Source organism: Variovorax sp. PEI5 (assembly GCF_056679935.1).
In genome coordinates this window covers 502,467-515,003 of sequence record NZ_CM155257.1, presented here as the reverse complement: position 1 = coordinate 515,003, position 12,537 = coordinate 502,467, and the positions used below count along the sequence as shown (strand labels likewise).

Genomic DNA, 12,537 nt, shown 5'->3' with positions numbered 1-12,537 from the left:
GCGGCGGCCTCGGGGGGCCGCTGCCCCTGCTGCTCTCGACCTTCTCCTGGCAGGAGCTGCGCCATCACCCGTGGCGCAATGCCGCCGCCGCGATCGCCGTCATGCTGGGCGTGGCGCTGGCGTTCTCGGTGCACCTGATCAACGCCTCGGCGCTCGACGAGTTCTCCAGCGCCGTGCGCTCGGTCAACGGCCAGCCCGACCTCGAACTGCGCGCCGCCGCCGGCGGTTTCGACGAGGCGGTGTTCGCCCGCGTGGCGACGCATCCGCAGGTGTTGCTGGCGAGCCCGGTGGTCGAGGCCCAGGTGCGCCTGGCGCGTCCCCCGGGTGGCACGGCGGCTTCGACCACCACCACCACCCCGACCGACGCCGAGGCCGACGCCGGCGGCCGCGTGCCATTGCGCATCGTCGGCGTCGACGCGCTGGTGATCGCCACGCTGGCGCCGGCGCTGCTGCCGCGGCCGGACGAGGACGCGGCGCGGCTGGCCATCGTGGCGCCGGGACAGGCCTTCCTGAACGCGGCGGCGCGCGAGGCGGTCGGACCGGACGCCCGGCGGCTGGACGTGCAGTGGCGCGGCCAGCGCCACGCGCTGGACATCGCCGGCCACGTGACGGCGGGTGGCCCGGCACTGGCCGTGATGGACATCGGCGCGGCGCAGGAACTGCTCGGGCGCATCGGCCAGCTCACGCGCATCGACCTGCGCCTGGCCGCCGGCATCGACCGCGCCGCCTTCATCGCCTCGCTGCGCGACGCGCCGGGCTGGCCGGCCGACGTGCAGATCGCCGAACCGGGCGATGCCGCCCAGCGCGTGAGCAACCTCTCGCGTGCCTATCGCGTCAACCTGACGGTGCTGGCGCTGGTGGCGCTGTTCACCGGCGCTTTCCTGGTGTTCTCGGTGCTGGCCCTGAGCGTGGCCAAGCGGGCGCAGCAGTTCGCCCTGCTGGGCGTGCTGGGCCTGACGCCGCGCGGCCGGCTGCGGCTGGTGCTGGCGGAATCGCTGCTGCTGGGACTGCTGGGCAGCGCGGCCGGCATCGCGCTGGGCACCGGCCTGGCCGCGCTGGCGCTGCGGGTGCTGGGCGGCGACCTGGGCGGCGGCTATTTCGCCGGCGTCGCGCCGACCCTGCGCTGGAGCGGCCTCGCGGCCCTGCTGTATGGCGCGCTGGGCGTGGCGGCGGCGGGCATCGGTGGCTGGTGGCCGGCGCGCGCCGCCCAGGCCCTGCCCGAGGCCCAGACCCTCAAGGGCCTGGGCGCCGCGGCGGCCGGCGGCGGTGCCGGCTGGCTGCCACTGGCGCTGCTGGCGGCGGGGGTGGCGCTGGCGACGGCGCCGCCGATCCTCGGTCTGCCGGTGGCGGCCTACCTGTCGGTCGGCCTGCTGCTGGTGGGCGGCATCACCGCATTGCCGGCCCTGGTCGCGCTGCTCTACGACCGGCTCGCGCCGCTGCTGTCGAGCCGCGTGCTGCCGATGCTGGCGATCGAGCGCGCGCGCCGCATGCGCGGCACGGCGGCGGTGGCCGTCAGCGGCGTGGTCGCCAGCCTGAGCCTGGCGGTGGCGCTGACCGTGATGGTGGCCAGCTTCCGCGACTCGGTCACGCAGTGGCTCGATGTCGTGCTGCCGGCCGACCTGTACCTGCGCGTGGCCGGTGGCGGCGCGGGTGCCGGCGCGGCTGTCGACGACGAACCGGCCGCCTTCACGCCCGGGATCGTGCAGCGGCTGGACCGGCTGCCCGGCGTGGCGCGCACCGGCACGCTGCGCCTGCGCACGCTGTTGCTGGACCCGGCGCGGCCGGCCGTGACGCTGATCTCGCGCCCCCTGGAGGCCGATCCCGCCCGCACCCTGCCGATGATCGGCGAGGCCCTGCCGGTGCCCGCCGGTCGCATCGGCATCTATGTCAGCGAGGCCATGGTCGACCTCTATGGCGCCCGCCCCGGCACCGAGTTCGCGCCGCTCGCGCGCGCGCTCGGCGGCACGGGCGCGGCGGCGCCGGTGTTCTTCGTCGCCGGGGTCTGGCGCGACTATGTGCGGCAGTTCGGCGCCATCACGCTGGAGGCGCGCGACTTCGAGCGGCTGACGGGCGACCGCAGCGTCAGCGACGTGTCGATCTGGCTGGGGCCGGGCGCCGACGAGGCCGCCGTGCAGCGCGCGGTGCGGACCGCGCTGGCCGGCGACGACGCCTTCGCCGGCGATGCGCTCGAACTGAGCTCGGTCGGACAGATCCGCGCCACCTCGCTGCGCATCTTCGACCGCAGCTTCGCCGTCACCTACTGGCTGCAGGGCGTGGCCATCGCCATCGGCCTGTTCGGCATCGCGGCCAGCTTCAGCGCCCAGGTGCTGGCGCGGCGCAAGGAATTCGGCCTGATGGCGCACCTGGGCTTCACCCGCGGCCAGGTGCTGACGGTGGTCGCCGGCGAGGGCGCGGCCTGGACGGCGATCGGCGCCGTCGCCGGACTGACGCTGGGACTGGCGGTGTCGGTGGTGCTGGTGCGGGTGGTCAATCCGCAGAGCTTCCACTGGACCATGGACCTGCTGGTGCCCTGGCCGCGCCTGCTGGCGCTGTGCGCGGCGGTGATCGCGGCCGGCACGCTGACCGCCTGGGTCGCCGGCCGCGCGGCGGCGGGACGCGATGCCGTGCTGGCGGTGAAGGAGGACTGGTGATGGATGGATTCGAGCGCGAGCGCCGGACCCTGCTGGCGGCGCTGCTGGCCCTGCCCGGCGCGGGCGGCCTGGCGACGGCTGCCGTGGCGGCGGAGACCACCGGCACGGCGGCCGGCGCGGTGGTGCCGCCGTCCGCCGTGCCGACCCGGACCCCGGCGCCGGCCGCGGCCGAGGCCCCGCCACCGCCCCTGGCGCCGCGCACGCTGGTCTTCCCGCGCGACTTCGGCAGCCATCCCGAGCTGCGCACCGAGTGGTGGTACATCACCGGTCGCGCCACGGCGCGCGCGGCGGGCCGCGACCCGGCCCGCGAGTTCGGCTTCCAGCTGACCTTCTTCCGCTCGCGCGTGGATGCCACGCGCGGCATGCGCTCGGCCTTCGCGGCGCGCCAGCTGATCTCCGCGCATGCCGCGCTGACCGATCTCGATGGCGCCCAGGCCCGGTTGCGGCACGACGAGCGCATCGCGCGCGCCGGCTTCGGCGTCGCCGCCGCCGGCGAGGCCGACACCGATGTCCACCTGCGCGACTGGCACCTGCGGCGCCGGGCCGATGGCACCTACGAGGCCCGCCTGCCGGCCGCCGATTTCGGCTTGGCGCTCGATTTCACGCCGACCCAGCCGGTGCTGCTGCAGGGCCGCGACGGCCTGTCGCGCAAGGGCCCCGACCCGGCGCAGGCGAGCTACTACTACAGCGAGCCGCAGCTCGCCACGCGCGGGCGCATCACCTTGGGCGGCCGGGCCCTCGAGGTCGATGGCGTCGCCTGGCTGGACCACGAATGGAGTGAGGCGCTGCTGCATCCCGAGGCGGTCGGCTGGGACTGGATCGGCATGAACCTGGACGATGGCGGCGCCCTCACCGCCTTCCACCTGCGGCGCGCCGATGGCAGCGCGCTGTGGGCCGGTGGCTCGTACCGGCCGCGTGGCGGCCCGGCGCGCATCTTCGGCGCCGACGAGGTGCGCTTCGAGGCGCGCGACCGCTGGACCAGTCCGCGCACGCGGGCCGCGTATCCGACGCGCTGGGACATCGACACGCCGGTCGGCCGCTTCGAGGTGCGCGCCCTGCTCGCCGATCAAGAACTCGACAGCCGCAACTCGACCGGCGCCGTCTACTGGGAAGGCGTGAGCGAGCTGAGCGACGCCAGCGGCCGGCGCGTCGGGCGGGGCTATCTGGAGATGACGGGCTACGTGGCGCGGCTGCGGCTCTGAGCGCGACGGACGTCGGCGCAGGAATCGACCCGGGCCTTCATCGGCCGGACCGCGCTCGGGTACGCTGGCGTCCCATGGACTCCCACATCGCTCCCGTTCCGCTCGACAAGGCCTACCGCCTGATCACCCACGGCCCCACCGTCCTGGTGGGAGCCCGCCACCAGGCCACGGACGACGTCATGGCCGCGGCCTGGGCCTGCGCGCTGGACTTCACGCCGCCCCGGCTGACGGTGGTGCTCGACAAGGCCACCCGGACCCGCGAACTGATCGAGGCCAGCGGCATCTTCCTGATCCAGGTGCCCACCGTCGCGCAGCTGCGGCTGACGCAGGTCGTCGGCACGCGCAGCCTCAAGGACGATCCCGCCAAGCTGATGCGCGCGGGCGTCGAACTGTTCGATGTCGAAGGCCACGAGCTGCCGTTCGTGGCGGGCTGCTCGGCCTGGCTGGCCTGCAGGCTGCGTCCCGAGCCCCGCAACCAGGCCGCCTACGACCTGTTCATCGGCGACGTGGTGGCGGCCTGGGCGGACCGGCGGGCGTTCACCGAGGGACGGTGGCATTTCGAGACGGCCGATCCGCGGTGGCGCAGCCTGCACCACGTCGCGGGTGGCCATTTCTATGCCATCGGCGAGGCGCTGGACGCGCCGCCTGCGGACGACACCGGCGCCGCCTGAGCGGCGTTCCGGCGCCCCGGCCGGCCGTGCGTCAGTGACGCGGCCCGGACCTGCGGCGCTCGATGAAGGCGATGATCTCGCCCATGATGCCCTTGCGGAAGGCCAGCACGCAGATCACGAAGATCAGACCCGTGACCATGGTGACGGACTCGCCCAGGGTGTTGAACCACTCGACCGAGGTGATGCTGGCGAGCAGGTTGCCCAGCTCGCCGATCTTGTTCTCCAGCAGCACCACCACCGCCGAGCCGACCAGCGGCCCGGAGAGCGTGCCCAGGCCGCCCACCAGCGTCATCAGGATCACCTGGCCCGAGGCGGTCCAGTGCACGTCCGACAGCGTGGCGAAGCCCAGCACCAGGGTCTTGAGCGAACCCGCGAGGCCCGAGAGCGCCGCCGAGATCACGAAGGCCAGCAGCTTGAAGCGCGCCACGTCGTAGCCGAGCGAGAGCGCGCGCGGCTCGTTCTCCTTGATGCCCTTGAGGACCTGCCCGAAGGGCGAGTGGATGGTGCGCATGATCAGCAGGAAGGCGCCGACCACCACCACCAGCGTCACGTAGTACATGGTCAGGTCGTTCGAGAGATCGAGCAGGCCGAACAGCTTGCCGCGCGGCACGCCCTGCAGGCCGTCCTCGCCACCGGTGAACTTGGCCTGCAGCGCGACGAAGAACACCAGCTGCGCCAGCGCCAGCGTGATCATCGCGAAGTAGATGCCCTGGCGGCGGATCGCCAGCACCCCGAACAGCCAGCCCAGCAGCGCGCCGGTCAGGGTGCCGGCGATCAGGCCGAGCTCGGGCGTGAAACCCAGGGAGCGCACGCCATAGCCCGCCACGTAGGCCGAGCCGCCCAGGAAGGCCGCGTGGCCGAAGGACAGCAGGCCGGTGTAGCCCAGCAGCAGGTTGAAGGCCGAGGCGAACAGCGCGAAGCACATCAGCTTCATCACGAACACCGGATAGGCGCCGAAGAACGGCGCGAGCAGCAGCCCGACGAGCAGCAGCAGGTAGACGACGAGAGAGAGCTTCTTCATGGATTCCTGATCCCGCATCATTTTTCTTTGCCGAACAGGCCGGCCGGACGGATCAGCAGCACGATGACCATGATGAGGAACACCACGGTGGACGAGGCCTCCGGGTAGATGACCTTGGCGAAACCCTCGATCACGCCCAGTCCCAGGCCGGTGAGGATGGCGCCCATGATGGAGCCCATGCCGCCGATCACGACGACGGCGAACACCACGATGATGAGGTTCTGCCCCATCAGCGGCGAGACCTGGATCACCGGCGCGGCCAGCACGCCGGCGAAGGCGGCCAGCGCGCAGCCGAAGGCATAGGTCAGGGTGATCATCAGCGGCACGTTGACGCCGAAGGCCTCGACCAGCCGCGGATTCTCGGTGCCCGCGCGCAGATAGGCGCCCAGGCGCGTCTTCTCGATCACGAACCAGGTCGCGAAGCACACCACCAGCGAGGCCACCACCACCCAGGCGCGGTAGTTGGGCAGGATCATGAAGCCGAGGTCGGTGGCGCTGGAGAGCGCGTCGGGCGCGTCGTAGGACAGGCCCGAGACGCCATAGACCGAGCGGAACACGCCCTCGATCAGCAGCGTCAGCCCGAGCGTGAGCAGCAGGCCGTAGAGGTGGTCGAGCTTGTAGATCCAGCGCAGCAGCAGCCGCTCGATGACGACGCCGAACAGGCCGACGATGACCGGCGCGGCCAGCAGCATGACCCAGTAGTTGACCCCCAGGTACTCCATCGCCATCCAGCTCAGGATGGCGCCCATCATGAACAGCGCGCCATGCGCGAAGTTGATGACGTTGAGCAGCCCGAAGATCACCGCCAGCCCCAGGCTCAGGATCGCGTAGAACGAGCCATTGACCAGCCCCAGCAGGAGCTGGCTGGACAAGGCGGACATAGAGATGTTCATGACAACAGCAACAAAAGAAACTCCGACGACGAACTCAAGGGTGATGGTGCGCGAGCACCGAACCGTCTAGGGCCGGGAACACCACCGAGCCGGCTTCGCCGGTCGGTCGGTGTTGCCCCCGGCAGGGGGTTGGCGCTGCGACACGAAGTGCGCAAGCCTGGGGGCGAGCCTTACTTCCAGAGAGCGCACTTGCTCTCGGCCTTGGTCGTGAAGACCTGGTCGCCCGGCAGCGTGGCGATCACCTTCAGGTAGTCCCACGGCTTCTTGGACTCGGCCGGCGCCTTGGCCTCGACCAGGTACATGTCGTGGATGAAGCTGCCGTCGGCGCGGATCTGGCCCTTGCCGTAGAAGTCGCTGATCGGCGTGCTCTTCAGGTGGGCCATGACCTTGTCGGAGTCGGTCGTCTTGACCGCCGCGACCGCCTTCAGGTAGGTCATGGTGGCCGAGTAGTCGGCGGCCTGCACGTCGGTGGGCATGCGCTTGGTCTTGGCGAAGAAGGCGTTGGCGAACTTGCGCGTGTCGTCGTTCATGTCCCAGTACCAGCTGGTGGTGTGCAGCAGGCCTTCGGTGTTCTTCAGGCCCAGGCTGTGGATGTCGGTCAGGAACACCAGCAGGCCGGCGGTCTTCATGGTCTTGTTGATGCCGAACTCGCGCGCCGCCTTGATGGCGTTGATGGTGTCGCCACCGGCGTTGGCCAGGCCCAGGATCTGCGCCTTGGAGTTCTGCGCCTGCAGCAGGAACGACGAGAAGTCCGAGGCGTTGAGCGGATGGCGCACCGCGCCGGCCACCGTGCCGCCCTTGGCCTTGATGACGGCCGTGGTGTCGGCCTCCAGCGCCTGGCCGAAGGCGTAGTCGGCGGTCAGGAAGAACCAGCTCTTGCCGCCACGGTCGACCACCGCGCCGCCGGTACCCTTGGCCAGGGCCACGGTGTCGTAGGCGTAGTGCACGGTGTAGGGGGTGCACTGCTCGTTGGTGAGCGCGGAGGTGCCCGCGCCGTTGTTGAAGTAGACGCGCTTCTTCTCGGCCGCGACCTTGGCGGTGGCCAGCGCGGTGCCGGAGTTGGTGCCGCCGAAGATCATCGTGGCGCCCTGCGTGTCGATCCACTCGCGCGCCTTGCTCGCGGCGATGTCGGCCTTGTTCTGATGGTCGGCCGTGAGCAGTTCGATCGGCTGGCCGAGCGCCTTGCCGCCGAAGTCGTCGATCGCCATCTGGATCGCGACCGCGCCGTTCTTGCCCTCGACGTCGGCATACAGGCTCGACATGTCGGTGATGAAGCCGATCTTGACCTTCTCCTGCGTCTGGGCGTGCGCGGCGCCGCAGGCCAGTCCCAGGGTGGCGATGGCGATGGCGAGGGCGGTGAGTTGTCGTGTCATGGAAGGTATCTCCGTCAGAAAAATCGATCGAGCGGTCACAGGAAAAAAGAAACAGCGGTTCGCGCGCCGGGACGTCAGACGCCCAGCAGCTCGTTGAGCACCGGCATCTTGGCGGCGAGTTCGGCGGCGCCGAACTGCTCCACGATGCGGCCGTGCTCCATCACGTAGAAACGGTCGGCCAGCGGGGCGGCGAAGCGGAAGTTCTGCTCCACCATCACCACCGTGTAGCCCTTGCCGCGCAGCATCGTGATCATGCGGGCCAGGGCCTGCACGATCACCGGCGCCAGGCCTTCGGAGATCTCGTCGAGCAGCAGCAGCCGCGCGCCGGTGCGCAGGATGCGCGCGACCGCCAGCATCTGCTGCTCGCCGCCCGACAGGCGCGTGCCCTGGCTGTGGCGGCGCTCGGCGAGGTTGGGGAACATCTCGTAGATCTCCTCGACCGACATGCCCGCGCCGGCGCCCTTGAGCGCGGGCGGCAGCATCAGGTTCTCCTCGGCCGAGAGGCTGGCGAAGATGCCGCGTTCCTCGGGGCAGTAGCCGATACCCAGGTGCGCGATGCGGTGCGTCGGCATGGCGATGGTCTCGGTGCCGTTGACGCGGATGCTGCCCTTGCGCGCGCCGGTCAGGCCCATCACGGCGCGCATGGTGGTGGTGCGCCCGGCGCCATTGCGCCCGAGCAGGGTCACGACCTCGCCCGGCTGCACCACCATGTCGACGCCGTGGAGCACGTGCGATTCGCCGTACCAGGCCTGCAGGCCCTTGATCTCGAGTGCGGCGGTCATGTCAGTGGGCTCCCTGCAGCTGGCCGTCGGTGGTGCCCATGTAGGCCTCCATGACCTGCGGGTTGCGGGAGACCTCGGCATAGGGTCCCTCGGCCAGCACGGCGCCGCGCTGCAGGACGGTGATGGTGTCGGCGATGGTGGACACCACGCTCATGTTGTGCTCGACCATCAGGATCGTGCGACCGGCCGAGACGCGCTTGATGAGCTCGGCCACGCGGTGCACGTCCTCGTGGCCCATGCCCTGCGTCGGCTCGTCGAGCAGCATGAGCTCGGGGTCCATGGCCAGGGTGGTGGCGATCTCCAGCGCCCGCTTGCGGCCATAGGGCAGGTTCACGGTCATCTCGTCGGCGAGGTCGTCCAGGCCGACCTCGGCCAGCAGCGCGCGGGCCCGGATGTCCAGCGGCTTGAGCGACCGCTCGCTCTTCCAGAAGTGGTAGGAGGTGCCCAGCGAGCGCTGCAGGCCCAGGCGCACGTTCTCCAGCAGCGTGAGATGGGGGAAGACGGCCGAGATCTGGAACGAGCGGATGATGCCGCGCCGCGCGATCTGCGCCGGGCGTTCGCCGGTGATGTCCTGGCCGTTGAAGAGGATGCTGCCGGAGGTCGGTTCGAGGAACTTGGTCAGCAGGTTGAAGCAGGTGGTCTTGCCAGCGCCATTGGGTCCGATCAGCGCGTGGATCGAGCCGCGCGCGACCCGCAGGTCGACCTTGCTGACCGCGGTGAAGCCCTTGAATTCCTTGGTGAGCTGGCGGGTTTCGAGAATGATGTCGCTCATCTCGCGCGGACGTTCGGTTGCAGACGGGACAGGTCGGTCATGGCGGGCTAGGTCGGCGCGCCCGACAGTGGACGCCGCGCGATTGTTCGCGACGCCCCCACCCTTGCCTACTGGGGCAAATGCCTATGCTGCAGCGCAATGCGAGGAGCCCGCCCCCGGGCCCCTCGCCGCCCGCTCAGTGGGCGCCGGCGGCGGCGTCGGCGGACCCGGCACCGCCCATCTGGGGACGCGCCAGCCAGACCAGCGGGATCAGGAAGACGAAGAGCACGGCCGAGGCGTAGAAGATGTCGTTGGCCGCCAGCATGAAGGCCTGCTGGTCGACGATGCGGCCGATCTGCGCCAGTGCCTGGTCGGGGCCGAGGCCACTTGCGGCCAGGCCGTTCAACGCGCTGGTGGCGGCCGCGTTGCCCTGGTTGATCGACTCGGCCAGCTGGGCGTGGTGCACCGTGGCGCGGCGCTCCCACAGCGTGGTGGCGATCGAGGTGCCCATGGCGCCGGCGGTGATGCGCAGGAAGTTCGACAGGCCCGAGGCCGCCGGGATGCGGTCGGGCGTCAGGCCCGACAGCGTCAATGTCACCAGCGGGATGAAGAAGAAGGCCATCGCCACGCCCTGCACGACGGTCGGCACCATGATGGTGGCGATGTCGGCCTGGGTGTTGAAGTTCGAGCGCATCCACAGCACCAGCGCGAAGATCAGGAACGAGAAGGTCGCATAGCGCCGCGGATCGACCTTGGCCACCGTCATGCCCACCACCGGCGACAGCACGATCGCCAGCGCCCCGACCGGCGCCAGCACCATGCCGGCCTGGGTCGCGGTGTAGCCCATGTACTGCTGCAGCCACAGCGGCAGCAGCACCACGTTGCCGAAGAACAGTCCGTAGCCGACCGCGGTGGCGGTGGCGCCGGCCCAGAAGTTGCGCCGCTTGAACAGCGACAGGTCGACCACCGGATGCTCCTCGGTCAGCTCCCAGATCATGAAGAAGGCGAAGCCCACCACCGCCACCACGGCCATCGCCACGACCTCGGGCGAGTTGAACCAGTCGAGCTCCTTGCCCTTGTCGAGCATGAGCTGCATCGAGCCCACCCACAGCACCAGCAGCGCCAGCCCGATGGAGTCGATCGGCAGCTTGCGGGTCGTGCTCTCGCGCTTGCGGTAGAGCGCCCAGGTGATGGTGGCGGAGGCGATGCCCACCGGGATGTTGATGTAGAAGATCCAGGGCCAGGAGATGTTGTCGGTGATGTAGCCGCCCAGCAATGGGCCCATCACCGGCGCGACCAGCGTGGTCATCGACCACATCGCCATCGCCAGGCCGGCCTTGGCGCGCGGGTAGCTCGACAGCAGCAGCGTCTGCGACAGCGGGATCATCGGCCCGGCGACGAAGCCCTGCAGCGCGCGGAAGGCGATCAGCATGGTCATGTTGGGCGCCAGCCCGCACAGCAGCGAGGCGACCATGAACAGGATCACGCTCGCCATGAACAGCCGCACCTGGCCGAAGCGCTGCGTCAGCCAGCCGGTCAATGGCACCGCGATGGCGTTGGCGACGGCGAAGCTGGTGATGACCCAGGTGCCCTGCGTCGAGCTGACGCCGAGGTCGCCGGCGATGGCCGGCAGCGAGACGTTGGCGATCGACGAATCGAGCACGTTCATGAACGTCGCGGCCGACAGCGCGATGGTGCCCCAGACGCGCGCGGAGCCTTCCAGCGGCGCATAGGTGATGTGGGCCGGCGGCGCCTGGGGAGCGGGCGCGGCGGCGCTGGCGGTAGCGGTGGCCATCGGGTCGGAGCCGTCCCGGCTCAGCCGTGCGCGGCGTCGCGCTGCACGAGGGCGCCGTTGCCGTCCGCCCCCGAGGCCGCCGGCCGGGCCGCCGGTGCCTTGCCGGCCGCCGGCGGAGCCGTCGTCGTCGCGGCCGCGCGGCCGAGGTTGGCCGCGATGATGCGCTGGACCTCGGCATCGGCGCCGTTGTCGGTGGCGCTGTAGACCTGGGTCTGCGCCAGCGGGCCGGGACGCGGCGCGTCGGCGAGCGACTTGCCGTCCTTGCGGCTGACGTCGATCTCGGCGTCCATCGACAGGCCCACGCGCAATGGATTCGCCTTGAGCTGCTCGGCCGCCAGCGCGATGCGCACCGGCACGCGCTGCACCACCTTGATCCAGTTGCCGGTCGCGTTCTGCGCCGGCAGCAGCGCGAAGGCGGCGCCGGTGCCCACGCCCAGGCCCGAGACCCGGCCGTCGTACTCGACCTTCTTGCCATACAGGTCGGCGGTGAGCTTGACCGGCTGGCCGATGCGGATGTTGCGCAGCTGCACTTCCTTGAAGTTGGCATCGACCCAGAGCTGGTCGAGCGGCACGATCGACATCATCGGCGTGCCGGCGGCCACGCGCTGGCCGAGCTGCACGGTGCGCCGCGCGACATAGCCATCGACCGGCGCCGGCAGCATCGCGCGCTGCGTGCCCAGCCAGGCCTCGCGCACGCGGGCCGCGGCGGCCAGCACGCTGGGGTGCTGGGCGATGCTGGTGCCCTCGGTGAGCGACTGGTTGCTGGTGAGCTGCTCGCGCGCGGCCAGCACGCCGGCCTGCGCCGCGGCCAGCGCGCTGCGCGCGTTGGCCAGCGTGGTCTCGGCGTGGTTGAGCTCCTCCTTGGACACCGCGCCGTTGCCGGTCAGGGCCTGGCGCCGCTGGAGGTCGTCCCGCGCGCGCGCGATGTCGCTCTGCGCCTTGACGATGTCGGCCTGCCGCAGGGTCACCTGCGCGGCCAGCGAGCCGTTGTTGGCATAGAGCGTGCGGGCCTGGCGCACGGCCTGGGCGAGCGCCGCCTCGGACTGCTCCAGCGCGACCTTGGCATCGGCCGGGTCCAGCCGCACCAGGGGCTGGCCGGCCTTCACGAAGTCGGTGTCGTCGGCCAGGATGGACATCACGGTGCCCGGCATCTGCGGCGTGATCTGGATCACGTTGCCCTGCACGTAGGCGTTGTCGGTGCTCTCATAGTGGCTCGCCACGAGCCATTCGTACAGGCCCCAGGCGCCGCCGACCAGCACCACGACGGCGGCCAGGCCGGTGAGCGCGCGACGGCGCTTGCTGGAGGTCTTCGGCGCCACTGCCGGCGCGGCCGGTGCGGCCTGGTTGTCGTTGGTCATCTGCAAATCTCTTCGATGTCGGTTCGGGATCGGGATCGGA

10 protein-coding genes are annotated in these 12,537 nt (G+C 70.9%); 3 read left to right on the top strand and 7 right to left on the bottom strand.

Annotation, left to right across the window (positions count from 1 at the left end; translation table 11 throughout):
• The first annotated feature begins 20 nt into the window (after nucleotides 1–20).
• From AC1MLT_RS02380 to AC1MLT_RS02370, 3 genes are all read left to right on the top strand, one after another.
• The gene (locus tag AC1MLT_RS02380) at nucleotides 21–2,651 is read left to right on the top strand and encodes an ABC transporter permease (RefSeq protein ID WP_481034875.1); all 2,631 of its coding nucleotides are present in this window, start codon (nucleotides 21–23) and stop codon (nucleotides 2,649–2,651) included.
• A gap of 122 nt (nucleotides 2,652–2,773) precedes the next feature.
• Nucleotides 2,774–3,853, top strand: a complete 1,080-nt coding sequence (locus AC1MLT_RS02375; protein WP_481034874.1) for a lipocalin-like domain-containing protein — start codon at nucleotides 2,774–2,776, stop codon at nucleotides 3,851–3,853.
• 74 nt (nucleotides 3,854–3,927) lie between these two features.
• The gene (locus AC1MLT_RS02370) at nucleotides 3,928–4,524 is read left to right on the top strand and encodes a flavin reductase family protein (RefSeq protein ID WP_481033685.1); all 597 of its coding nucleotides are present in this window, start codon (nucleotides 3,928–3,930) and stop codon (nucleotides 4,522–4,524) included.
• A gap of 31 nt (nucleotides 4,525–4,555) precedes the next feature.
• On the opposite strand, the gene AC1MLT_RS02365 is transcribed toward AC1MLT_RS02370, so the two are convergent.
• The 7 genes from AC1MLT_RS02365 to AC1MLT_RS02335 form a co-directional block, all read right to left on the bottom strand.
• Complete coding sequence (locus AC1MLT_RS02365; protein ID WP_481033684.1) at nucleotides 4,556–5,545, bottom strand: branched-chain amino acid ABC transporter permease; 990 nt, start codon at nucleotides 5,543–5,545, stop codon at nucleotides 4,556–4,558.
• Nucleotides 5,546–5,562: 17 nt separating this feature from the next.
• Nucleotides 5,563–6,438: a branched-chain amino acid ABC transporter permease gene (locus AC1MLT_RS02360; RefSeq protein ID WP_481033683.1), complete on the bottom strand. Its 876-nt coding sequence runs from the start codon at nucleotides 6,436–6,438 to the stop codon at nucleotides 5,563–5,565.
• Nucleotides 6,439–6,608: 170 nt separating this feature from the next.
• A complete protein-coding gene (locus AC1MLT_RS02355) occupies nucleotides 6,609–7,811 on the bottom strand; it encodes an ABC transporter substrate-binding protein (RefSeq protein WP_481033682.1) in 1,203 nt (400 codons plus the stop codon).
• Nucleotides 7,812–7,885: 74 nt separating this feature from the next.
• Nucleotides 7,886–8,593 carry an ABC transporter ATP-binding protein gene (locus AC1MLT_RS02350; RefSeq protein ID WP_481033681.1) on the bottom strand — a complete coding sequence of 236 codons (708 nt, stop codon included), beginning with the start codon at nucleotides 8,591–8,593 and terminating at the stop codon, nucleotides 7,886–7,888.
• A gap of 1 nt (nucleotide 8,594) precedes the next feature.
• The gene (locus tag AC1MLT_RS02345) at nucleotides 8,595–9,365 is read right to left on the bottom strand and encodes an ABC transporter ATP-binding protein (RefSeq protein WP_481033680.1); all 771 of its coding nucleotides are present in this window, start codon (nucleotides 9,363–9,365) and stop codon (nucleotides 8,595–8,597) included.
• A gap of 175 nt (nucleotides 9,366–9,540) precedes the next feature.
• The gene (locus tag AC1MLT_RS02340) at nucleotides 9,541–11,139 is read right to left on the bottom strand and encodes a DHA2 family efflux MFS transporter permease subunit (protein WP_481033679.1); all 1,599 of its coding nucleotides are present in this window, start codon (nucleotides 11,137–11,139) and stop codon (nucleotides 9,541–9,543) included.
• A 20-nt stretch (nucleotides 11,140–11,159) separates the two neighbouring features.
• Nucleotides 11,160–12,497, bottom strand: a complete 1,338-nt coding sequence (locus AC1MLT_RS02335; protein ID WP_481033678.1) for an EmrA/EmrK family multidrug efflux transporter periplasmic adaptor subunit — start codon at nucleotides 12,495–12,497, stop codon at nucleotides 11,160–11,162.
• Nucleotides 12,498–12,537 lie beyond the last annotated feature (40 nt).

Coding starts and splice junctions, on each gene's coding strand:
- AC1MLT_RS02350 (WP_481033681.1), bottom strand. CDS start 8,593: ATGACCGCCGCACTCGAGATCAAGGGCCTGCAGGCCTGGTACGGCGAA.
- AC1MLT_RS02335 (WP_481033678.1), bottom strand. CDS start 12,497: ATGACCAACGACAACCAGGCCGCACCGGCCGCGCCGGCAGTGGCGCCG.
- AC1MLT_RS02340 (WP_481033679.1), bottom strand. CDS start 11,139: ATGGCCACCGCTACCGCCAGCGCCGCCGCGCCCGCTCCCCAGGCGCCG.
- AC1MLT_RS02365 (WP_481033684.1), bottom strand. CDS start 5,545: ATGAAGAAGCTCTCTCTCGTCGTCTACCTGCTGCTGCTCGTCGGGCTG.
- AC1MLT_RS02345 (WP_481033680.1), bottom strand. CDS start 9,365: ATGAGCGACATCATTCTCGAAACCCGCCAGCTCACCAAGGAATTCAAG.
- AC1MLT_RS02370 (WP_481033685.1), top strand. CDS start 3,928: ATGGACTCCCACATCGCTCCCGTTCCGCTCGACAAGGCCTACCGCCTG.
- AC1MLT_RS02355 (WP_481033682.1), bottom strand. CDS start 7,811: ATGACACGACAACTCACCGCCCTCGCCATCGCCATCGCCACCCTGGGA.
- AC1MLT_RS02360 (WP_481033683.1), bottom strand. CDS start 6,438: ATGAACATCTCTATGTCCGCCTTGTCCAGCCAGCTCCTGCTGGGGCTG.